The organism is Megasphaera sp. ASD88 (assembly GCF_002287425.1).
In the GTDB taxonomy this organism is placed as follows: Bacteria; Bacillota; Negativicutes; order Veillonellales; family Megasphaeraceae; genus Megasphaera; species Megasphaera stantonii.
Map to the genome: position 1 here is coordinate 21,033 of NZ_NQXW01000021.1, position 22,459 is coordinate 43,491.

18 protein-coding genes and 1 tRNA gene are annotated in these 22,459 nt (G+C 52.5%); 14 read left to right on the forward strand and 5 right to left on the reverse strand.

Features of this window, described 5'->3' with window-relative positions:
* Positions 1–4 precede the first annotated feature (4 nt).
* From hslV to CJ260_RS09990, 11 genes are all read left to right on the forward strand, one after another.
* Positions 5–544: an ATP-dependent protease subunit HslV gene (gene hslV, locus CJ260_RS09940; protein ID WP_198643487.1), complete on the forward strand. Its 540-nt coding sequence runs from the start codon at positions 5–7 to the stop codon at positions 542–544.
* Between the two features lie 25 nt (positions 545–569).
* Positions 570–1,973, forward strand: a complete 1,404-nt coding sequence (gene hslU, locus CJ260_RS09945) for an ATP-dependent protease ATPase subunit HslU (protein WP_095630072.1) — start codon at positions 570–572, stop codon at positions 1,971–1,973.
* A gap of 11 nt (positions 1,974–1,984) precedes the next feature.
* Positions 1,985–3,208, forward strand: coding sequence for a class I SAM-dependent rRNA methyltransferase (locus CJ260_RS09950; protein WP_158221398.1), 1,224 nt, complete (start codon positions 1,985–1,987; stop codon positions 3,206–3,208).
* Between the two features lie 62 nt (positions 3,209–3,270).
* A complete protein-coding gene (thrC, locus tag CJ260_RS09955) occupies positions 3,271–4,773 on the forward strand; it encodes a threonine synthase (RefSeq protein ID WP_095630074.1) in 1,503 nt (500 codons plus the stop codon).
* A gap of 31 nt (positions 4,774–4,804) precedes the next feature.
* Positions 4,805–5,692: a DMT family transporter gene (locus CJ260_RS09960; RefSeq protein ID WP_095630075.1), complete on the forward strand. Its 888-nt coding sequence runs from the start codon at positions 4,805–4,807 to the stop codon at positions 5,690–5,692.
* A 3-nt stretch (positions 5,693–5,695) separates the two neighbouring features.
* On the forward strand, positions 5,696–6,424 hold the full coding sequence (locus CJ260_RS09965; RefSeq protein WP_095630076.1) for a TVP38/TMEM64 family protein: 729 nt from the start codon (positions 5,696–5,698) through the stop codon (positions 6,422–6,424).
* Between the two features lie 550 nt (positions 6,425–6,974).
* Positions 6,975–8,345 carry a short-chain fatty acid transporter gene (locus tag CJ260_RS09970; protein ID WP_233127957.1) on the forward strand — a complete coding sequence of 457 codons (1,371 nt, stop codon included), beginning with the start codon at positions 6,975–6,977 and terminating at the stop codon, positions 8,343–8,345.
* Between the two features lie 80 nt (positions 8,346–8,425).
* Entirely contained in the window at positions 8,426–9,385 is a 960-nt protein-coding gene (locus CJ260_RS09975; protein WP_087477034.1) for a 3-hydroxyacyl-CoA dehydrogenase family protein, read from the forward strand.
* Between the two features lie 155 nt (positions 9,386–9,540).
* Complete coding sequence (locus tag CJ260_RS09980; protein WP_087477033.1) at positions 9,541–10,899, forward strand: FAD-dependent oxidoreductase; 1,359 nt, start codon at positions 9,541–9,543, stop codon at positions 10,897–10,899.
* Between the two features lie 221 nt (positions 10,900–11,120).
* Entirely contained in the window at positions 11,121–12,593 is a 1,473-nt protein-coding gene (locus CJ260_RS09985) for a hypothetical protein (protein WP_087477032.1), read from the forward strand.
* A 20-nt stretch (positions 12,594–12,613) separates the two neighbouring features.
* Entirely contained in the window at positions 12,614–13,507 is an 894-nt protein-coding gene (locus CJ260_RS09990) for a hypothetical protein (protein ID WP_095630078.1), read from the forward strand.
* Positions 13,508–13,659: 152 nt separating this feature from the next.
* Here the strand turns inward: CJ260_RS09990 and CJ260_RS09995 are convergent, their stop codons facing one another.
* The 5 genes from CJ260_RS09995 to CJ260_RS10015 form a co-directional block, all read right to left on the reverse strand.
* Positions 13,660–14,892, reverse strand: coding sequence for an aminopeptidase (locus tag CJ260_RS09995; RefSeq protein ID WP_095630079.1), 1,233 nt, complete (start codon positions 14,890–14,892; stop codon positions 13,660–13,662).
* A 12-nt stretch (positions 14,893–14,904) separates the two neighbouring features.
* Positions 14,905–16,242 (reverse strand): MATE family efflux transporter, encoded by a 1,338-nt coding sequence (locus CJ260_RS10000; protein ID WP_095630080.1) that lies wholly within the window; start codon positions 16,240–16,242, stop codon positions 14,905–14,907.
* A 64-nt stretch (positions 16,243–16,306) separates the two neighbouring features.
* Positions 16,307–16,573, reverse strand: a complete 267-nt coding sequence (rpsT, locus tag CJ260_RS10005) for a 30S ribosomal protein S20 (RefSeq protein WP_087477028.1) — start codon at positions 16,571–16,573, stop codon at positions 16,307–16,309.
* Positions 16,574–16,658: 85 nt separating this feature from the next.
* Positions 16,659–17,624, reverse strand: coding sequence for a class II fructose-1,6-bisphosphate aldolase (gene fba / locus CJ260_RS10010; protein ID WP_087477027.1), 966 nt, complete (start codon positions 17,622–17,624; stop codon positions 16,659–16,661).
* A gap of 28 nt (positions 17,625–17,652) precedes the next feature.
* Complete coding sequence (locus CJ260_RS10015; RefSeq protein ID WP_198947444.1) at positions 17,653–18,546, reverse strand: RluA family pseudouridine synthase; 894 nt, start codon at positions 18,544–18,546, stop codon at positions 17,653–17,655.
* 277 nt (positions 18,547–18,823) lie between these two features.
* Between CJ260_RS10015 and dnaG the strand changes: the two genes are divergently transcribed.
* The 3 genes from dnaG to CJ260_RS10030 all read left to right on the forward strand — a co-directional run bounded on the left by dnaG (position 18,824) and on the right by CJ260_RS10030 (position 22,047).
* Entirely contained in the window at positions 18,824–20,617 is a 1,794-nt protein-coding gene (gene dnaG / locus CJ260_RS10020) for a DNA primase (protein WP_095630081.1), read from the forward strand.
* A 20-nt stretch (positions 20,618–20,637) separates the two neighbouring features.
* Positions 20,638–21,906, forward strand: a complete 1,269-nt coding sequence (rpoD, locus tag CJ260_RS10025; RefSeq protein ID WP_087477174.1) for an RNA polymerase sigma factor RpoD — start codon at positions 20,638–20,640, stop codon at positions 21,904–21,906.
* 66 nt (positions 21,907–21,972) lie between these two features.
* A tRNA-Ile gene (locus tag CJ260_RS10030) sits at positions 21,973–22,047 on the forward strand.
* The last annotated feature ends 412 nt before the right edge of the window (positions 22,048–22,459 follow it).

Consider the following 22,459-nt stretch of genomic DNA (forward strand, 5'->3'; position numbering starts at 1 on the left):
TATGATGTCTACAGAATTTCACGCGACGACTATCGTCGCCGTACAGCGCAACGGCAAGACGGCCATTGCCGGCGACGGCCAGGTGACGATGGGCAACGCCGTCATTATGAAGGGCACGGCCCAGAAGGTGCGCCGCCTGTACCACGGCAAGATCATCAGCGGCTTCGCCGGCTCTGTCGCCGACGCCTTTACTTTGTTTGACCATTTTGAAGAAAAACTGAACGAATACAACGGAAATCTCGTCCGTAGCGCCGTAGAACTGGCCAAGGACTGGCGTTCCGATAAAATACTGCACAAGCTGGAAGCGCTGCTCCTCGTAGCGGACAGCCAGCGCATCCTCCTGATTTCCGGAAACGGCGAAGTCATCGAGCCCGACGACGGCATTTCGGCCATCGGCTCCGGCGGCAACTACGCCTTGGCGTCGGCCCGGGCCCTGATGCAGAATACGGACCTGTCGGCCCGTGATATTGCAGAAAAATCGCTGCACATCGCCGCTGATATCTGCGTGTATACCAATCACAACGTCATCGTAGAAGAAATATAATAAACTATACAGAAGAGGGAATGACATGAACGAAATTGAATTGACACCAAAGCAAATTGTCGCAGAGCTGGATAAATACATCGTAGGCCAGAAGGAAGCGAAAAAGTCCGTCGCCATCGCCCTGCGCAACCGCTGGCGCCGCAAGCGGCTGAACGAAGAAATGCAGGATGAAATTATTCCGAAAAATATCCTGCTCATCGGCCCGACAGGCGTGGGCAAGACGGAAATTGCCCGCCGCCTGGCCCGGCTCGTCGGCGCTCCCTTCATCAAAGTCGAAGCGACGAAATATACGGAAGTCGGATACGTAGGCCGCGACGTCGAACAGATCATCCGCGATCTCGTAGCCAACGCCATCCGCATGGTCCAGGAGCAGGAAAGCCTGCGCTATGAAGCCAAGGCCGAAGAAGAAGCCAATAAGCGCATCCTGCAGGTTTTCTGGCCGAAGAAGATGGCTATTAAAGAAAAGGCAGCTAATCCGATGGATATTTTCTTCTCCAGCGACGATACGTCTGACGAAGAAGAGCAGCCGAAGCAGCTCGAAGAGCCGAAGTCGGACCGCCGGCAGAAGATGTACGAAGACATTTGCGCCCATAAGATGGACGACAGGGAAATCGAAGTAGAGGTCCGTGAACAGGAACGGGCTATACAGGGCATCTTGACGGGCAATTCGACGGAAGAGCTGACCAGTAATTTCCAGGAAATGCTGGGCAGCATCATGCCGAAAAAGAAGAAGAAAAAGAAGATGACTGTAGCTAAGGCCCGGGAAATCTTCAAGGATGAAGAGCTGGAAAAATGTCTCGACATGGACGTCATCGTCGACAAGGCCATCGAGGCGACGGAACAGGCCGGCATCGTCTTTATCGACGAATTCGATAAGATCGCTGAAAAGAACCGCGGCGGCGGACCGGACGTATCCCGTGAAGGGGTGCAGCGCGATATCCTGCCCATCGTCGAAGGGGCGACAGTCAATACGAAATACGGCCCCGTAAAGACGGACCATATCTTGTTTATCGCGGCTGGCGCTTTTCACGTATCGAAGCCCAGCGACCTCATTCCGGAACTGCAGGGACGCTTTCCTATCCGCGTAGAGCTCCAGTCCCTGACGGTCGACGATTTCCGCAAAATCTTGACCGAGCCGAATCAATCCCTCGTCAAACAGTATACGTCCTTGCTGTCGACAGACGGCGTAGAACTGGAATTCACCGACGACGGCATCGATGCCATTGCCGAATACGCCCATCGCGTCAACTTGGAAACGGAAAATATCGGCGCTCGCCGCCTCCATACGATGCTGGAAAAAATACTTGAGGACGTCGCCTTTGAAGCGCCGGACGTAGACGAGCACCATATCGTCGTCAACAGCGATTTCGTTGCCGGCAAGCTGAACGACGTCGTCCAGAACGTCGACCTGAGCCATTATATTTTATAAAGGAGATTCTAGTGAGACCGTACGCTAAACTATATATAACCCGAAAAGGGGAAATGGCTGCCCGCAGCGGCCATCCCTGGGTCTACGGCGAGGAAGTCACCCGCGTAGACGGCGCGTATGCGACGGGCGATATCGTCGATGTTTACAGCCAGAAGGACCGGTATTTGGGGACGGGCTTTGCCAACGACATATCGAAAATCCGCGTCCGCATCGTATCGGACAACGCCAACGACCGCTTCGACGACGCCTTTTGGCAGCGCCGCGTCAAGTATGCTCTCCAGTACCGCTATACCGTCATGGGGCCGACTGACTTTTCCTGCTGCCGCCTGATTTTTGGCGACGCCGACCAAATGCCGGGCCTGACCGTCGACCGGTATAACGACATATTGGTGGCGCAGACCTTATGCTACGGCATGGATCAGGTCAAGCCGGTGATCTTCAAGGCCCTCGTCGACGAGCTGGCTGCTATGGGCGTTTCCGTCCGCGGCATTTATGAGCGCAACGACGTCAAGGTGCGGGAGCTCGACGGCATGGCCCAGTATAAGGGCTGGTATAAAGCCGATTTTCTGCCGCAGCCGGGCAGTCCCGTGACGACGATCAATGAGAACGGCGTTTTGTATGACGTAGACGTGGAAAACGGCCAGAAGACGGGATTTTTCCTCGACCAGAAGTATAATCGCCTGGCCGTGGCTAAAATCGCCGCCGGCCGCCATGTATTAGACTGCTTTACCCATACGGGGGCCTTCGCCCTCAACGCCGCGAAGGGCGGGGCCGCGTCCGTTACGGCTGTCGACGTGTCGGAAGAAGCTGTCGCCATGACCAATGAAAACATCCGCCGCAACGGGCTGGAACAGATTGTGACGGCCAAGCAGGCCAACGTATTCGACTTGCTTACGGAATTAGCCGAGCAGAAATGCCGCGATTACGATTTCATCATCCTCGACCCGCCGGCCTTTACGAAATCGGGCCATACGGTGCACAACGCTGTACGGGGATATAAAGAAATCAACCTGAAAGCCATGAAGCTCCTGCCGCGGGGCGGATACCTCGCCACGTGCTCGTGCTCCCACTTCATGCGCGACGACCTGTTCCGCCGCATGCTCCGCGATGCGGCGAAGGATGCCGGCGTCCATCTGCGGCAGATTGAAGGCCGCCAGCAGTCGCCGGATCATCCGATTTTGTGGAACGTGCCGGAGACGGATTACCTTAAATTTTATTTATTCCAGGTTGTATAAGCCTGTTTCATGATATAATGATCTGATACTAGCTTTGCTTATATAAAAGGGGGAAGACATACATGAAATTCAGAAGTACACGCTCCAATACCTGCGTAGCTCCGTCCTACGCCCTGCTTCACGGCCTTGCGCCGGACGGTGGCCTGTACGTGCCGGAAACCTTTCCGGAACAGGTGCTGCAGTATAAGGACTTGGCGGGAAAATCGTATCAGGAAATCGCCTCCGTCGTCTTGTCGTATTTCTTCACGAATTTTACGGACGAAGAACGCGATGCCATGATCGCCTCGGCCTATAATGAAAACACCTTCCGGGACGAACGCATCGTGCCCCTTCATTCCATCGATACAGATGTCAGCATTTCCGAGCTGTTCCACGGCCGCACGCTGGCCTTCAAAGACCTGGCCCTGTCTTTGTTCCCGTACTTGCTGACGGCGGCGAAGGCTCAGGAAAGGGAAGACCGGGATATCCTGATTCTGACGGCGACGAGCGGCGATACGGGGAAAGCGGCTCTGGAAGGCTTTAAGGACGTGGCGGGGACGAATATCATGGTCTTCTATCCCAGCGAGGGCGTCAGCCCTATGCAGAAGCAGCAGATGCAGAAGCAGGAAGGGAACAACGTCAACGTATCGGCGATTTACGGCAACTTCGACGACGCCCAGAGCTTCTTGAAGCGGGTTTTCGTAGATCCCGACGTCAACGCCTACGCCAATGAAAAAGGCGTACTGTTTTCCAGCGCCAATTCCATCAACATCGGCCGCCTCTTCCCGCAAGTTGCCTATTACGTTTCGACGTACGTATCCCTCGTCGACAACGGCGCGATTTCCGAAGGGGAAATCTTTGACGTCGTCGTGCCGACAGGCAACTTCGGCAATATCCTGGCCGGATATTTTGCCAAGAAGATGGGCGTTCCCATCGGCAAGCTGATTTGCGCTTCCAATAAGAATAAGGTCCTGGCCGATTTCTTTGAAACGGGCGTGTACGATATGAACCGCCAGTTCTTTACGACAGACAGCCCGTCCATGGATATTCTCCTGTCCAGTAACTTTGAACGGTTCCTGTTTTATGTCGCCGGGCAGGATGCGGAAAAGGTTGCGCAGTGGGAAAAGGACTTGTCTGAAACGGGAAAAATGGCCGTATCGGCAGAAGAATTGGCCCAGCTCCGCCGGGAATTTGAAGGCGGCTGGATCGACGACGGCGAAACGGAAGCCGTCATCAACCACGTGTACAACGATTACGGATATCTTTTGGACCCCCATACGGCCGTAGCCTACGGCGTATACATGAACCGCCGCAGACAGGGGCTGTGCGAAGGCCGCCATACCGTCGTCATGGCGACGGCACATCCCTATAAGTTCCCGCCGGTCATCTGCCAGGCGCTGGCCTTGCCTAAGCACGACGATGCCTTCGACGAGCTCCTTGAAATCGCCGACGTAACGGGCATGGCCCTGCCTAAGCCGCTGGCAGAACTGCGGAATAAGCCCGTCCGCTTCGGCAGCTCCATTGAGAAAGAAGATATGAAACAGGCCGTCCTCGCCTTCGTCGACGCGATTCACGGCCGGGCGTGAGCCTTGATAGGGAAGAGGTAAAGGAAGTCGTATGAGTAAAGGCGTCATTTACATGATATTGTCGTCGCTGGCGTTTAGCTTGCAAAATGTCATCGTTAAAGAATTGTCGTATACGATGAGTACAGGAGAAATATCGTTTTTCCGCGGCTTTTTGAGCGCCTTGCTCATTTTGGCGCTCATGAAGGCCCAGCATGTTCATTTTTCCAAGTACGACCGTCCGACGCTGTGGTTTCGCGGCGTCGTCGGCGGCGCGGGCATGATTTGCATTTTCTATGCCCTGCGGGGCATGCCTCTGGCTGACGTGTCGATTTTATCCCAGCTGTCGGCGTTTTTCGTCATGATATTTGCGGCTGTCTTTTTAAAGGAAGTCATGCCCAGGGGAGCGGCTCTGCCCTTGGTAGTCATTGTCGTCGGGGCTTGTCTGGTCGTACGGCCGTGGAATTTTTCGTCGTTCAACGTATATTCCCTATTCGTGCTGGCCCAGGCCCTGTTTGCCGCCATGGCCTATACGACGATCAGCAAGCTGACCGGTTCCGGCCGCCATCATCAGTACGAAATCGTCTTTTATTTTCTCTTTTGTGCAGCCGTGGCCGGCGCGATTCTCATGGGCTTCGACTTCCAGATGCCGAACGGCAAGGAATGGCTGTTGTACGCCGCCTTAGGCGTTATTACCGTCGTTGCCCAGATCTGGATGACCGACGCCTACGCCTACGGCAACCCTGTCGTCGTCAGCTTCGTCGCGTACATTGCCGTCGTGTTCAACGCCCTCTGGGGCTTCGTCTTCTTTGATGAAATGCTGACGGCTATGACGATTATGGGCGGTATCTGCATTGTCGGAGGTTCCATGTATTTGACGAAATTAAAGCACGACCGGATTCGGAATCGTACCATTGTGACCGTACGGGAACGTAAAGGATAAGCCATGAAACACGCTGCCACTTTGTCGGAAACACATATAAAAATTATATTCTTTGCCCTGCTGATCGGCGTATTAGGCGGCATCCACCTGCTGATACCTGATTTTTACCGCACTGTATGGGAATTGTCCGTCAGCGGCAATTTAGACGGGACGATTGAATACCTGCGCTCCTTCGGCGTGTGGGCCGTCGTCGTCAGCATGATCATCGACATCGTCATCAATATCGTCGGATTTCTGCCGTCTATCTTCATTTCGGCGGCTAACGGCGTCTTATTCGGCATCGCCGCCGGGACGGTCATTTCCTGGCTGGCCGAGACGATCGGCGTCGTCATCAGCTTCTTTTTCATGCGGACGCTGTTTCGCCATAAGGCCAAGGAGCTCATTGAAAAGAGCCGTATGCTCAGCAAGCTGGACGAATACAGCACGCTGAAATCCATGGCCGTCGCCAGAGCTCTGCCGTACTCGCCGAACGGGCTGATTACGGCCCTGGGGGCGTTGAGCAGCATCAGCTACCGCGATTATATACTGGGCACGCTGATCGGCAAGCTGCCTTCCGTTGCCGTGGAAGTCGTCGTCGGGCACGACGTCGTAATGCTGGAAGACAACGCCGGCCGCCTGACGGTCCTGATCGTCATCGTTGTCATCGTATACGGCGGCCTGTGGTATTGGAACCGCCGTCAAAAAGCCAAGAAAGTATTAGAACAATTGAAGAGAAATATGGAGAAGAAATAGTCCATTCCCAGTGAACCGCTTCCTGTCTGTCAGCAGGGGGCGGTTTGTTACGTTAGGAACAAAGCGTATGCCTGTCGCATTGCATATTTGTCGTATAAAATAATATGCAGCACAAAAATAATTTATAAAACGAAATATTCCCGTATAGTCAAAAAATTCTTACCTTTCCACAGCATGCCATCTCCGTAGTCAAGGAGCATGCAGGGCAGCATATATAGAGATATTTTTTTGCAGTAAGGCGCAGTACACAGTGCTGTTCCGGCAGATAGGAGGGAAAATATATCAGTTTTATGATATAACGAGAAAATGGTTGGCAAATATTTAAGAGTATTCAATATGATTCGTTAAAATTTAAATATGAATCAAGTGAATTCAATTTTTCGTTTATTTAGTCAATATAGTCTATTAATTCTAACTGTTATTCAATATAAAACAGGGTATAATAACAGTGTAGCATATTAGGAGAAAAGGCAGTCTTCTGAAGGAAAGGCGGAAGACCGCCGTATTAGGTGAAAGGTGTCACAATAAAACAAAGAAAGGAGAAATGAGTATGTCTACTCAAAAGAAGCAATTTACTGATTATTTTACCGACTTTGCCCAAAAATGGGTACCTGATTCGTATGTCATCGCTTTAATTCTTACTATTGTCGCATTTATTTTAGCACTTATCTTCACGCCGGCCAGCCCCTTCGAAACGGTTATCGCCTGGGGCAAAGGTTTCTGGACCTTGCTGGCATTCTCCATGCAGATGTCCTTAATCGTTATTACGGGCTATGCATTGGCAACGACGCCTATCTGCACGCGCCTCATTTCCTCGGCCTGCAGCAAACCTAATTCTCCTACTGGCGTATATGTATACTGCGTCATCCTTTCCACGATTGGCTACTATTTGAACTGGGGCTTCGGCTTAGTATTCGCCGCCCTGATTTGTAAGAACCTGGCTGTCCAGGCTGAACGCAAAGGCATTGCCATCGACTACCGCTATCTGTGCGGTGCCGGCTGGACGCCGTTCTTCATCTGGCACATGGGTCTTTCCGGTTCGGCTCCGCTGCTCGTCGCTACGGCTGACCACTTCATGGTCAAAGAAATGGGCGTTATTCCTATTTCCATGACTATCTTCCATCCGTACAACCTGATTCTGACAGCAGCTTCCATCATCGCTATCCTCGTCCTCTTCGGCTTCGTACTTCAGCCTAAGAACAAGGAAAAAATGGTATCTATTTCTCAGTGGAATCCGGCTCTGGCTCAGATCGATCCGCCTGCTGCAGATACGAAAGTGGAAATCAAGACGCCGAGCGAATGGGTTACGTATAAACCGTGGTGCTCCTACATCATCGGCCTCATGTTCCTGGCGTACCTGTTCTATCATTTCTTCATCCTCGGTCAATCCTTGGACATCAACGTCTTGAACTTCCTGTTCCTGACCTTGATCATCTGGCTGTACGGTTCTCCGGCAGCTATGCTGAAAGCTGTTAAGGCTTCCACGCCGGCAGCCTGGGGCGTTATCCTCCAGTTCCCGTTCTATGCCGGTATCTTCGGTATCATGAAATTTACGGGCCTCGTCGATACGATCGCCGCTTGGGTTATTTCCTTCAGCACGACGACGACGTTCCCGGCTATCGCTGCTATCCTGAGCAGTATCATCAGCTACTTCATTCCGTCCGGCGGCAGCAAGTGGGTTATCGAAGCTCCGTTCCTTATTCCTGCCGGCAAGGCCTTGGGCGTTCCCGATGCGCAGACCGTTATCGCCTACATGTTCGGCGGCGACTTGACTGCATTGGTTCAGCCGTTCTTCGCCGTACCGTTCATGGCAGTCTGCGGCTTGGAATTCAAGGACTTCGTCGGTTACAGCTTCGTAGCCTTCATCGTTTTGGCTCTTATCATGATCTTCGGCTTGACATTCGTTCCGTTTGCAGTCTAAGATTATAATAGAGAGCAGAGTATAGTGTAATACGAGTTAGTAATAATTAAAAATACATAAAAGAAGGAAGGTAAAAACACATGAAAAAATTCGAAGACATTAAGACGATTTGCAACCTCGGCTGCGGAACGATGGGTTTCGGCACGGCGATTGCTTTTGCAAAGAGCGGTTACGAAGTCAACATGTTCGGTCGTAAGGATGCCAGTATCGAACGGGCTATGAAAAATATCCACTTCACGCTGGACGTTATGAAAGCGAACGACCTCTTGACGGAAGAAGAAGAAAAAGGCCTCCTCAGCCGCATCCACGGCGTAACGACGCTGAAAGACGCTGCTGCCAACGCTGATTTCGTCATCGAATCGGTTGCAGAAGATTTGGATATCAAAAAAGCCGTTTACAAAGAAATGGAATCCTACTTAGGACCCGACGTTATCTTTGCTACGGACTCCTCCGGATTGTCCCCGACAGAAGTCGCGTCGGCTTTGGATCATCCCGAACGCTTCGTCGTCGCTCACTTCTGGAATCCTCCTCATCTGATTCCGTTGGTTGAAATCGTTCCGGGCGCTAAGACGAACCAGGAAACTGTCGACATTACATGGAAGCTCATGGAAAAAATTGGCAAAAAACCGGTTGCGCTGCTGAAAGAAGCTCCGGGCTTCGTCGGCAACCGCCTCCAGTTTGCTCTGCTTCGTGAAGCCCTGCACTGCGTAAAAGAAGGCATCGCTACGGCAGAAGCTGTCGACGCCATCTGCAAATACAGCATCGGCCGCCGCTTAGGCGTAACGGGCCCGATCGAAACGGCTGACTTCGGCGGTCTCGATATCTTCTACAACATCTCCGCTTACTTGAATGCCGACCTGGCTGACGACAAGGAAGCTTCCGATGTTATGAAGAAATGCGTCGACGAAGGAAACTTGGGCGCTAAGACCGGCACGGGCTTGTACAACTGGACTCCGGAAGATATTGACAGAATCAAACGGACGAGAGAAGAAGTCCTCATCGAATGGCTGAAAAAAGACGCATCTGGTCAGAAATTCTAAGGTTCAATCTGAGCTGTTGGATGTGCTGACGCGATGATGCAGCTGTCATCCCGAAACAGGGGAACTAGGTCCTGCTGTTTCGGGATGACTTTTTTTGTCAAAATGTTGTATACTATACGTGGTGTATACTATTAAAAAGCAAAGGATGAGAAACTATGGTAGAGTATAAAGACGTCTTGGGATTTGAACAGGAACCGTTGGAAAGCGCCGATTTCGCCAGCTTGAAAGAAGCCGTCGAAGAAGCGCGCCGCTGCCTGAACTGCGCCGTTCCGCAGTGCCGTAAGGGTTGTCCTATCAACAATGAAATTCCCCAGTTTATTCATGCGCTGGCTCAGGGCAACATCGGCGAAGCTGCCGAACACATCGCGCACAACAGCTGTCTGCCCGGCATCTGCGGCCGCGTCTGCCCGTGGGAAAAGCAGTGTGAAGGGGCCTGCGTATTGGGCAAAAAGGGAAAACACGTTGAAATCGGCAAGCTGGAACGCTTTGTAGCCGATAAATGCTTCGAAGGCGAATTGCTGCCCGTTCCTAAAAAGGGCGACGCCGTTGCTAAGGTCGCCGTAATCGGCAGCGGCCCTGCCGGATTGGCTGCCGCCCACGAGCTGCTTAGCCGGCAGTACGACGTAACGATTTTTGAAAGCGCTTCCGAGCCGGGCGGTATGCTCATGTTCGGCATTCCTTCGTTCCGTTTGCATAAAAAGCACGTATACCGGGAAATGGAATACCTGCAGCAGCTGGGCGCCGTCTTCCAATTCAATACGAAAATCGGCGCGGACAAACAAATCAGCGACTTGTTTGCCGAAGGATATGAAGCCGTCTTCATCGCTACCGGCGCGCCTGTAGGCTGGAATTTGGGCGTTGAAAACGATACGGTCGACGGCGTCGTCGACGCGCAGCATTTCCTGACCCAGGTTCAGCAGGTACAGCTCGGCCAGGCGAAGCAGGAAGACTTGCCGATTCAGCCCGGAGACGACGTCATCGTCGTAGGCGCCGGCAACGTGGCTATCGACGCGGCCCGCACGGCCCTGCGCCTGAAAGCCAACGTCACTATCGTATACCGCCGCGCAGAAAAGAACATGAAGTGCCTGCCCTCGGAATATGAAGCTGCGAAGGCTGACGGCGTCGCCTTTAAATTCTACTCGGCTCCGAAGGCCGTCGTAGGTCAGGACCATGTAGAAGGCCTGCAGTACGAAAAACAGCAGATTTTGGAAGACGCCACGATGGTGCCGACAGGAGAATTCGGCGTCGTGCCGGCTAATAAAATCATCGCCGCTATCGGCAACCGGCCGGAATTGGACTGCATGCGCCAGTTCAGCGTCGACATGAACGGTGACGGTTACATCTTCACGAAGGACGAACCGTACGGCATGACCAGCCAGACCGGTGTATTCGCCGCCGGCGACATCGTCCATAAACCGGCAACCGTCGTATTGGCTATGCGCGAAGGGAAGAAAGTGGCTGTCGGCATCGACCAGTATATAAAGGCCAAACACCTGATGGCTAAGTGTCAGTAAGAATCCGTATGAAAAAAATTCATTTCTTATAAAGATTCTTCATAATAAATAAATATGGAACGATAAAATTGCCCGATATACGCTGTAATTTGCTGCGTATATCGGGCAATTTTTATTTTCAGTAATATTGCATAACTATTCCTCATGACATGCCTTTCATTCTTGTCATGCCATGAAAAACATGGTAGCATAGCAATATGCCATAACGAGGGGGTATTTGCTTGGTATCTGAAGAATATGCAGTGATATTGAAAAAACTGATTACGATAACGGAAACGAAGAATTTAGTCTTGGCGAACATAACGGGATACGACGTGTCCTATATCAGCAAGTGGGTGAACGGCGTAAAATTGCCGGCGACGAAATATATCGAGCAGATCAATGAAAAACTGGCTAAGTGCTTCGCCGAATCAGTCATAACCAACGGGCAGATTGACGAACTGAGTACATTGTTTGCTGTCCCTGTGACGCGAGAAACGGCGGAGTTTGAAATATTGCAGCAGTTAAGCGCCTCCTATCGGTTTTCCATGAAGCATCACGGCCGCCACCGGCAGGAAGCTGCCGTGCCGGCGAAGGTCATTACGGGGAATCACGATGTCTTTCTATTTATGAATACAGTATTTAAGGAAAAGGTGCAGAACGCCAAAGAGGGAAGCAACCTGCTGATTTTAGGCGATTTCTGCACGCTGCTGGACATTGATTTCTGGAAATTTCTGGAATTTCCCAATGAGACGGCGCCGCACATTACGATTCACGTCGGCATCGATTTGGAAAAATTGTCCCGCGATACGAAATATACGGAGCAGCTGTACATTATTCTGGGAAAATACCTGAATTACGAGTTTAAGCTGTATCATTCCGACGTCTTAAAGCAGGGCAATACGATCATCATGGAAAATGAGTTCGTTATTCAATATTCCCTGCAGGGAGAGCGCAGTATCGGCATTTGTACCTATATTTCCGACGCGGCCCTGGTGCAGGATATTTATAACCGATTTTACGTCGGCTTTGCCAACCAGCAGGCAGCGCTGGCCCCGGTGAAAACCTTGGGAATCGAGGATATCGGGTTTCGGACGGCCTTTTATTCGTCTGACAAATATTTCTTTTTCCTGACAAACGGCGTCGATTTCCTGCTGCCGCCGCAGGCCGTTTCTGAATTTTTGACGGAAATCAAGGCGTCGAAGCAGGTGACGAGGCAGATCGGACAGCTGCAGATCATGTGGGATGAAATGATGGCCTCAGGCGAAGTGGAATTTATGCTGCCGATGACGTCGATTATCCGTTATATCGAAACGGGATATATGTTTTTTACCGATAAGGAATTCAAGATGAAGGCTCCGTATCGCAAGATGCACCTGCAGCATGCGCTGGATATTATGGAAAAAAATCCGAAAATTACCGTAGGCGTCATTCAGGCCTCCATGGAAATGTCGGAATATCAGGTGACGAATTTATCCTTTTATTCCAATTATACGGCCGCTTTTTTTAAGAAAAATCCTCAGTATATTCGCGAATCGGTATGCCCGTTTTACGTCGTAGCGAATAAAAAATTGGTTGAATGCTTCCATACCTTTTTCAGGCAAGTGAAGCAGATGCCTATGTACCATCATTATGCGTATACGGACATCCGGCAGAAGTACGAGCAGTATAAGGGATTTGTAGAGCGGACGATTGATTTGTACGAAGACGCGTAATTCCGTCAGGAGGAACGACTATGAACAAGACGATGCACGCAGGCTTTTTAGTGCTGTATTTTATTGCCCTCGTCCTGTCCGGCACGTCGCCGCTGTTTGCGGCAGGCGCCGCCCTGGTGTTCTTTTTAGTCACGTCCTTTCAGGTGCTGAAAATGATCGTCGTCCTGGCCGTGATAATCGGCGGGCTGTGCGTCCTCTTTCCCTTTTTGGCTCCCGTGGCCTTTATACTGGCCGTCGTATTTTTTGTGCTGCGCATACGGTTTATCATCCGAAATATATACGCCATTTTGGCCGGGGCTTACATGTACGGCCTTCTCGCCGCCTTTGGCGCGTCCCATATAGGTCTTCTCGGCTATGCGGCGTATGCCTTGGCTGCGGCGGCAGTCCTCGTGCTGCATGTCATATTAAAATGGCTGTATCGAATGGGCTATACGACGAAGCAGGCCTTCGGCATTATGGGCTTGGTGCCGCTGCTGGTCGTCGCTTTTGTCTTGCCCTTCTTAAAAATCCCTGTTGTTCACGGCGACGTAGTCGTAAGTCCCGACGTATATCCTGACGCTGCGCCGCCCCCCGACGTCGTCCACAGCGGCGTTGCAGTCCGTCCTGCTGCATATCCGGGAACTGCGGCTTCTCCTGACGTCGTTCACGATGGTATTATCGTACGGCCTCCTATATATCCTGATACCGTTCACAGCGGCATTACCGTGCATCCCGGCGTATATCCCAGCGCCGGAGTGTCCTATGACGCCGTTCATGGGGCTCACGTCAACCATTCCTCTTATATAAATCCCTATGCCGACGAGCCTACGGTGACGGTCCGGCCGTATATTAAAGGTGACGGAACGGTTGTAAAAGGCCATGTCAGGACGGCTCCCGACGAAGTGGAATCGAATAATCTTTCCTACAGAGGGTAAGAACATACCGGGAATTTCCCATAGCTCCCTTGCGAGGACGGCACGGTCGTCTGCCGTAAGGGAGCGTTTTTGCATTGGAATATACAAATCCCCTCGTTACCGATAGGGACAGGTAACGAGGGGATTTACGCTGATGCAGGCAGCGTGAGCCTTTATTCTGCCCAGTCGCCGTTCAGAAAGATAGGTACTTTGCTGCCGTCGGCTTTGATGCCCGTAATGGACAGATCCGGCGAGCCGACCATGAAATCGACGTGAATCATGGAATCATTCAGTCCGGCCTGTTCCGTTTCTTCCTTTGTCATTTCCGCTCCGCCGGCAAGGCAGGTCGGATAGGACGCGCCGAGCGCTAAATGGCATGACGCGTTTTCATCGAATAAGGTTTCATAAAAGAGGATATTCGATAGGGAAATGGGCGAATGGTAGGGAATGAGGGCGACTTCGCCGAGGCGGACCGCTCCTTCGTCGATGGCGACGAGCTTCTGCAGGACGTCGTCGCCTGTTTCGGCATGGGCTTCGACGACCTTTCCGTCTTTGAATACGAGGTGGAACGTGTCGATGACGTTGCCGTTGTAGACGAGAGGCTTCGTGCTGTATACGACGCCGTCTACGCCGTCAGCGCGGGGAGCGGTGTAGATTTCTTCCGTCGGGATATTGGCGTTGAAGGAAATGCCGCTGGCAGATGTTTCCGCGCCTCCCTGCCAGATATGGTTTTCCGGAAGGCGGATCGTCAGGTCCGTGCCGAGGGAGTTCGTGTAGTGCAGGGCGGCGAAATGCTGCTCCGTCATCCACTGACGACGGGCTGCTAAGTTGGCGAGATGAGCGTCCCAATCTGCCAGGGGATCAGCCCCGTCGGCGCGGGACGACTGGAGAATCTGGTTCCACAAGGCGTTATAAGCTGCATCGTCTTCCAATTGGGGATATAAAATGGATGCCCAGACCTTGCTGGGAACGGCGGCGACGAGCCACGTCGTCTTGGAAGCCATCATGCCGTCGATATACTCTTTTAAGGCTTCATTCTGCGCTTTCTGCCAGGCAAAGATCTTCTTCGTGTCGATGCCGCTCATGAGGTAGGGATTGGCTGAAATGAGGCTTAAAAAAGCGGCGTTTTGGCGGTAGTAGGACAGGCTGAATTCGCGCCGCCATTCGGGAAAGGATTCAAACTGTTCCTGGCCTTCGTATTTATAGCGCAGGCGGGCCGTATCGTCGCAGCGCCAGTTGCATACGACTTGCGACGCGCCGCAGATATAGGCTTCCTTGGTCAAAATCGTTACGAAAGCGCTCGATTCGACGGGGGCGTTGACGACCAGGATTTGGCCCTTTTGCAGGTTCAGGCCCTTGGTCAGCAGGATATTGGCATAGACGGCCAGTTGTTCATTTGTTGGCATGAGAATCACTCCTTAATGTTGAAATGCTGTGTGACGCCATAAGCGGTAATTCAGGGCGCTGGAATTGATGATCAGGCTGATGACGAAACACAGCCAGTATCCGTACGGCCCGTACGGCGTCAAATGGGCGCAGGCGTAGCCTAGGGGAATGCTGATGAGCCAGTAGGTGACGAAGGCGATGTACGTAATGACCTTGACGTCCTTGTAGCCGCGCAGGATGCCCTGGACGGGCGTGCCGGCCGCGTCGAGAAAGACGAAGGCCATGGCGTATACGAGAAATTTGCGGATAGCCGCGAAGGTCTCCGCATCGTGCGTAAACAAGCTGCTGATTGGGTCCAGGAACAGGTACGTCGCCGTAACGGTCACCGTCGCCACGGCAAAGGCCGTCATCTGGCAGAGGAGGGCGTACTGGCGGGCGCCGGCAAAATTCTTAGCGCCTACTTCGTAGCCGATGACGATAGTCGCCGTCAGGCTGACGCTCCAGGGAATCGTATAGGTCAGCGTGGCGTAGCTGATAGCCGCCTGATTGGCCGCCAGGTACAGCGTCCCAAATTCGGCCATGAGGAGGCCGACGATGCTGAACAGGCTCGTTTCGCAGAATACGGCGATAAAGATGGGGACTCCCAGCTGCAGCTGGTGATAGCAGTGGGCCCAGCTGACGGGGCGGGGCTTCGTCCAGATGGCATAGGAGCGAAAGGGCTCCTTCCATTGGAATACGGCGGCAAAGATGAAGAAGGCGATCCACGAGGCGATGGTCAGGGCGTAGCCCGTGCCGATGCCGCCCATGGGAGCGATGCCCAGTCCGCCGAAGATGAGGAGGCGGAACAGGAGTACCGTGACGACCATATGAAATACGATGATGGCCATAGAAATGTGAGTCATGCCGTGGGCGTCGACGACATAGCGCATCGTCGCCATGAGAAACATAGGCAGAATGCCCAGGGCCAAGGCGAACAGGTACTCGCCGGCAATGTAGCGCACTGCCGGTTCCAGTCCCATAAAGTCGAGAAAGGGCGGCAGGACGAGGCTGCCCAGGGCGATGGCGACGACGGTAAAGAAGACGGCGATATACAAGCTCTGGGCGATATACATGGGAATGCGGCTGTCCTTGCGGGCTCCCCGCAGCTGGGAAATAATCGGCGACACGCCGAAAAAGAGGCCGCAGACGCCGGCGAAGATGGGCACCCAGATGTTGACGGCGACGGCGACGCCGGCCAAATCGACTGTGCCGGCCTGGCCGCTGAAGATGCTGCTGAATACGCTTGTGCCTATTTGCGCTACCTGCGTGAATAGGAGGGGGAAAAATAAAATAAGAAAATGTCTAAACTGTGAAAACTGGGGGAACTGCATAGGGCCTCCTTGAGAATAGAAAAACAAGGCCCGTCGTATTCGGCGGGCCTTGTCAGCATTTACATTATTTTCCCATTGCGTTGACTTTAGCAGCCAGGCGGGACTTTTTGCGAGCTGCGTTGTTTTTATGGAGAACGCCTTTCTGAGCGGCGCTATCGATTACACTGCTTGCTTTATCAAAGGCTTTCTTTACAGCGTCGGCATCACCAGCGGCAATTGCTTCAGTCGTGCGGCGGATAGCCGTATGAACGGAAGATTTTACTCTGGAGTTAGCTGCGTGACGAGCTGCGTCCTTTTCCATGGATTTGATGTTGGATTTAATTTGCGGCAATTGATTCACCTCCCTAAATTACAAGAACACTAGAAAGTATTCTATCATATAGAGCGCTAAAAATCAATATATTTTTGTAATTTAGTTAGATTTTACCTTCCGAGCCGAGAACGCATTTGATCTTATGCGCTACGATGTCATGGACGAACTGGCGGCCGTCCGTGAGGTACTGGCGCGGGTCGAAATGATCGGGATGCTGCGCCATGTGCTGGCGGATGCCGGCGGTCAGGCCCAGGCGGAGGTCGGAGTCGATGTTGATCTTGCAGACTGCCATGGAAGCGGCTTTGCGGAGCTGGTCTTCGGGAATGCCGATGGCGTCGGCCAAGTTGCCGCCGTTGGAGTTGATGATCTTAACGTATTCCGGAACGACGGACGAAGCGCCGTGCAGTACGATGGGGAAGCCGGGCAGGCGTTTGGAAACTTCTTCGAGGATGTCGAAGCGCAGCGTCGGCGGAACGAGGACGCCCTGTTCGTTGCGCGTGCACTGTTCCGGTTTGAATTTATACGCGCCGTGGCTGGTGCCGATAGCGATAGCCAGGGAATCGACGCCGGTGCGGGTTACGAATTCTTCTACTTCTTCCGGACGGGTATACGAAGCTTCATGAGCGGCGACTTTTACGTCGTCTTCAATGCCGGCGAGCTGGCCTAATTCGCCTTCTACGACGACGCCGTGGGCGTGAGCGTATTCGACGACTTTTTTCGTCAAGGCGATGTTGTCTTCAAACGAATGCTTGGAGCCGTCAATCATAACCGACGTAAAGCCGCCGTCGATGCAGTCCTTGCACGTTTCAAAGTCTGCGCCGTGGTCGAGGTGAAGGGCGATGGGCAGGTCGTTCGTTTCCAGAGCCGCTTCTACGAGATGTTTCAAATATGCCGGTTTAGCATATTTTCTGGCGCCGGCCGAGGCCTGAAGAATAATAGGGGATTTCAGTTCGGCAGCTGCTTCCGTAACGCCCTGAACGATTTCCATGTTGTTGATGTTGAACGCTCCGATGGCGTAGTGTCCTTCATAGGCTTTCTTAAACATTTCTGTGGTTCCGACTAATGGCATTTGGCATACCTCCTAAAAATAAATGAAATTAATGAAGCCTTGCGTATATGTAATTCCAGCCGGCCTGGCTGACAAGGCGCGCCATATCAGCAGGGAGGGAGGAATTGACCGAAATAAGCTGTCCCGTCATGGGATGGACGAACTGCATGGCGTAGGCGTGCAGCGCCTGCCGCGTCATGAGGGCCCGTGAACCGCCGTACAAGTCGTCGCCGACCAAGGGATACCCGAGGTAGGCACTGTGTACGCGGATTTGATGGGTCCGGCCCGTGTACAGGCAGACGCTGACCAGGCTGTAGGCGTCGCCGGCGGCCAGACAGGTGAAATCCGTATGGGCCGGTTTTCCGCCGGCCATGACCTGACGGGTAATGATACTGTCCGGGCAGCGACCGATAGGGCTGCGGACGGTGGCGAAGGGGCTGGGAAAGCGGCCTTCTGTCAACGCCATGTACAGCCGTTTATAAGCTGTCTCTTTTTTGTCGAATTGGGACTGCACCTGCGGTTCTTTGGCAATCATGCACAAGCCCGACGTATTCTTGTCCAGGCGGTGCATCGGGTGGTACGAGCAATGCTGGCGGCTTTGTTCGTAGTAGTACGCCACGGCGTTGGCCAGCGTACCCTGCCGCACGGCTGCCGTCGGATGCATGAGCAGGCCTGCGGGCTTGTCGACGACGAGGAGGTAGTCGTCCTCGTAGGCGATAGACAAAGGGATGGGCTCGGGCGAAAACGAATTGACCTGAGGCAGGTCGACGCGGACTACGTCGCCCTCATAGACAAACTGCGTTGTCGAAGCAATCTGGCCGTTGACCGTGCAGACGCCGTTGCGTTTGATGCGGCGGCGCAGCGTCGACGATACGCCGAAATGGCGCAGCGCTCCGAGAAGGCTCGTGGGCCTGGATAGCGGGCCTACTGTAAAATGAATCATTATACCATCCTTTAATGCAAATCTAAGATTATTCATCTATATTATACAAAATGGTAAAAAATAAATCTATACATTTCTAGGCTCCCCCGTCAATTTGCAAATAAAATTAAATGGAAAAGAACGTTGACCGATGGGCAGGGAATGTATTATGATAGGAGCGTTGCGGATTTTTTGCAGGTCTCCTGTTTTTTTCGCGGTTTGGAAATAAAAGAAGGATTTTGGCCGGGCCATAGAGAATATATTATCGTCGGAATAATTAAAGGTACAGGTGATTGGCGTGAGGAGATTTTCCAGTGAATTCATTGAACAGGTGCGGCAAGCCAACGACATCGTCGGCGTCATATCAGGGTATGTGTCTCTGAAGCGCCAGGGACGGAATTTCTGGGCCTGCTGTCCTTTTCACAGTGAAAAAACAGCGTCTTTCAGCGTCGCCGCTGACAAAGGTTTTTTTTATTGTTTCGGCTGTCATGCCTCGGGCGACGTATTTAAATTCATTATGATGCAAGAGCACGTTTCCTTTTCCGACGCCGTGACGATGCTGGCCGAGCGGGCTCATATCCCCCTGCCGGAAGTCCAGAAGTCGGCTGAGGAAATCGAACGGGAACGGCTGGCAGGCCGCTTGTATCAAATCAATGAAATGGCCGGGAATTTTTTTCATAATTGTCTGACGAAAACTCATTACGGAGAACCAGGACTGGCCTACTTTCACAAGCGCCGCGTATCCGACGGGACGATCCGGGAATTTAAGCTCGGTTTCGCGCCGGACAGCTGGAATAAGCTGACCGACGCCTTTATGAAAAAAGGCGTGTCGGGAAAGGATTTGGTGCTGTTGGGACTGGCAAAGGAAAAGAACGGCCGTTTTTACGATGCCTTCCGCAATCGGGTTATTTTTCCCATACGGGACGGCCGCAGCCGCATTGTCGGGTTCGGCGGCCGCGTGCTGGACGACAGCCGGCCGAAATACCTGAATTCTCCCGAAACGCCTATATTTAATAAACGCCGCTTATTATTTGCCATGGATCTGGCTCACAAAGCCATTTATGAAGAGGGAAAGGCGGTCCTCGTCGAAGGCTACATGGACGTCGTAGCAGCTCACGACAAGGGCATACGCAATGTCGTAGCCTCTCTGGGTACGTCGTTTACGCTGGAGCAGGCCCGCCTGCTGCAGCGGCAGGCCGACGAGCTGGTACTGTCCTACGACATGGACGGCGCCGGCCGGCAGGCGACGCTGCGGGCGATGGAGATCGTCCGCGGCATGGGCCTGCGGATACGCGTTGTGTCGCTGCCCCAGGGAAAGGATCCGGACGAATATATTAATTCAGCCGGGCCGGAAAAATTTAAAGAAGCCGTTGCCAACGCGCCCAACGCTCTGGACTATATGCTCCAGACGGCGCTGCGCCAATACGACGGCACGACGCTGGAAGGAAAATCCTCCATTACGGCCATGGTTCTTCCCGTCGTGGCGACCGTAGACAACCGGGTCGTTTTAGACGGCTTTTTAAAGAAAATGGCCAGGCAAATACAAATTGATGAAACAGCTGTCCGCAGCGAATTTAATAAATACGTGGCCAAGCATCCGGAATTAGGCCAGCAGCAAGTCGTCATATCGCCGACAGTGTTTCATGAAAACGCGGCGGCCCGTGGACAAGGCTCCATGGCTGTGGCGGAAGAAAATATTCTGCGCTTCTTATTGGAAAAACCGTCGGCATGCGAACGCATCCGGCAGAAAATCGATATCGCCTTTTTTATGGATGAACGCCGGCGCCGCATATATCAAACTATTTTAGACGTCTACGCCTCGCAGGGGGCCTATGCCAAAGCGGATATTCAGCAGCGCCTGACGCCGGAAGAGGCGGAAGAAGTAGCGCGGATTATGATTTTGCAGGACGTCCCTATGGACGAAGCCGTGCTGATGGATTATGTCAGGCGGTTCCGCTTAGCCGAGCTGCAGAAGCAGTATATCGAGCACAGCCAAAAAGCGACTGCGTACAGCCGCAATAACGACCAGCGGGTTATAGAAGAATTAGCAGCATGCAAGCGAATAAACGAAGAAATCAAGAAGTGGTCTTAGGAGAAAGGAGCTTGTACGTCATGGTAAAAACGACAGATGCAGTTGAAAATACAATAGAAAAGAAAGCCGGCGCGAAGAAAAGTACAGCGAAGAAAGCGCCAAAACGCAAAACAAGTAAGAAAAAAGAACCGGCAAAGCAGATGAGCGAACAAGAACGCCGTGAAATCGTCCTGCAGCACATTAAGCAGCTTCTCCAAACGGGCCAGAAAAAAGGCTGTCTCACGTATACGGAAATCATGAACGTCATGGAAGAGGACGACCTGTCGCCGGAACAAATCGACAAGATGTACGAGCTGTTTGCTGATAAGGGCATCGACATCATCGGCGAAGACGATTCCCTGAACGACAACGACGACCTCAACGTCGATGACGACGGCGAACCCGTTCCCGATCTGCACAACGTCGATTTAAGCGTTCCCGAGGGCATCAATATCGACGACCCTGTCCGCATGTATTTGAAGGAAATCGGCCGGGTACCCCTCCTGTCGGCGACGGAAGAAATCGCGTTGGCTCAGGCTATCGAGCGAGGCAATTCGCCTGACGCGACGGAAGAAGAATTAAAGGCCGGAGCTATGGCCAAGAAAAAACTGACCGATGCGAACCTGCGCCTCGTCGTCAGCATTGCCAAGCGGTACGTAGGACGAGGCATGCTGTTTCTCGACCTCATTCAGGAAGGCAATCTGGGCCTCTTGAAAGCCGTTGACAAATTCGATTACAGCAAGGGCTATAAATTCAGTACCTATGCAACATGGTGGATTCGCCAGGCCATTACCCGGGCTATTGCCGACCAAGCCCGGACGATACGCATTCCCGTCCACATGGTCGAAACGATTAATAAGCTCATCCGCATTTCCCGTCAGCTCCTGCAGGATAAAGGCAGAGAGCCCCTGCCGGAAGAAATTGCCGAAAAGATGGATATTCCCGTAGAACGCGTCCGGGAAATCATGAAGATTGCCCAGGAACCGGTATCGCTGGAAACGCCTATTGGCGAAGAAGAAGACTCCCATTTGGGAGACTTTATCGAAGACTCCGAAGCGATTGCTCCGGACGACGCAGCGTCCTTTATTTTGCTGAAAGAGCAGATTGAAGACGTGTTCTCCTGCCTGACAGACAGGGAACGCAAGGTCCTGTACCTGCGCTTCGGCTTGAAGGACGGCCGCCCCAGAACGCTGGAAGAAGTAGGCCAGCATTTCAACGTCACGCGCGAACGAATCCGCCAGATTGAAGGCAAGGCCCTCAGCAAGCTGCGCAATTGGGGCAAGCGGGAAAAGATTAAAGATTTTCTTTAATCCTTAACTTGACGAGTCTACTTTCTTATCGTATAATTACTTGGTAAGGGTTTTGCCTTACCTTTAGGGCCTATAGCTCAGCGGTAGAGCCCCCGGCTCATAACCGGTTGGTCCCTGGTTCAAATCCAGGTGGGCCCACCAACTGAATCATAGATGCAGGATAGAAGGTTCGGCATCTGAATATAAAACACGGAGGCAGCAAGTGCAGAGAACTTGCTGCCTCCGTGTTTTGCATATGCGATAGAAATATATAGTTAAAGTTACCGAATCATTATCCGCACGGATCAGGCGAGAACTTTTCAGTGGTATATGGGAAATGTTAAAAAAGTAGCGGTAAATTGCAAGTTGAATTTGAACAACCATAATCAGGAAACACACTCACTAGCATAAACTTCATCGAGGAATGCATCAAATAGCTCTGACGGCGTATGGTAGCCCAAAACACGCCGTGGGCGCTGGTTCAGCGTATCTGCCATGTTCAGGATATCCTCATCAGAGAACCGCTCCATGGACATGCCCTTTGGGATGAAATCCCTCAGCAGGCCATTGTGGC

Bases quoted from the DNA above. Each gene is read 5' to 3' on its own strand.
- hslV (WP_198643487.1), top strand. From the start codon at position 5: ATGTCTACAGAATTTCACGCGACGACTATCGTCGCCGTACAGCGCAAC.
- hslU (WP_095630072.1), top strand. From the start codon at position 570: ATGAACGAAATTGAATTGACACCAAAGCAAATTGTCGCAGAGCTGGAT.
- thrC (WP_095630074.1), top strand. From the start codon at position 3,271: ATGAAATTCAGAAGTACACGCTCCAATACCTGCGTAGCTCCGTCCTAC.
- CJ260_RS09960 (WP_095630075.1), top strand. From the start codon at position 4,805: ATGAGTAAAGGCGTCATTTACATGATATTGTCGTCGCTGGCGTTTAGC.
- CJ260_RS09965 (WP_095630076.1), top strand. From the start codon at position 5,696: ATGAAACACGCTGCCACTTTGTCGGAAACACATATAAAAATTATATTC.
- CJ260_RS09970 (WP_233127957.1), top strand. From the start codon at position 6,975: ATGTCTACTCAAAAGAAGCAATTTACTGATTATTTTACCGACTTTGCC.
- CJ260_RS09975 (WP_087477034.1), top strand. From the start codon at position 8,426: ATGAAAAAATTCGAAGACATTAAGACGATTTGCAACCTCGGCTGCGGA.
- CJ260_RS09980 (WP_087477033.1), top strand. From the start codon at position 9,541: ATGGTAGAGTATAAAGACGTCTTGGGATTTGAACAGGAACCGTTGGAA.
- CJ260_RS09990 (WP_095630078.1), top strand. From the start codon at position 12,614: ATGAACAAGACGATGCACGCAGGCTTTTTAGTGCTGTATTTTATTGCC.
- CJ260_RS09995 (WP_095630079.1), bottom strand. From the start codon at position 14,892: ATGCCAACAAATGAACAACTGGCCGTCTATGCCAATATCCTGCTGACC.
- CJ260_RS10000 (WP_095630080.1), bottom strand. From the start codon at position 16,242: ATGCAGTTCCCCCAGTTTTCACAGTTTAGACATTTTCTTATTTTATTT.
- fba (WP_087477027.1), bottom strand. From the start codon at position 17,624: ATGCCATTAGTCGGAACCACAGAAATGTTTAAGAAAGCCTATGAAGGA.
- CJ260_RS10015 (WP_198947444.1), bottom strand. From the start codon at position 18,546: ATGATTCATTTTACAGTAGGCCCGCTATCCAGGCCCACGAGCCTTCTC.
- rpoD (WP_087477174.1), top strand. From the start codon at position 20,638: ATGGTAAAAACGACAGATGCAGTTGAAAATACAATAGAAAAGAAAGCC.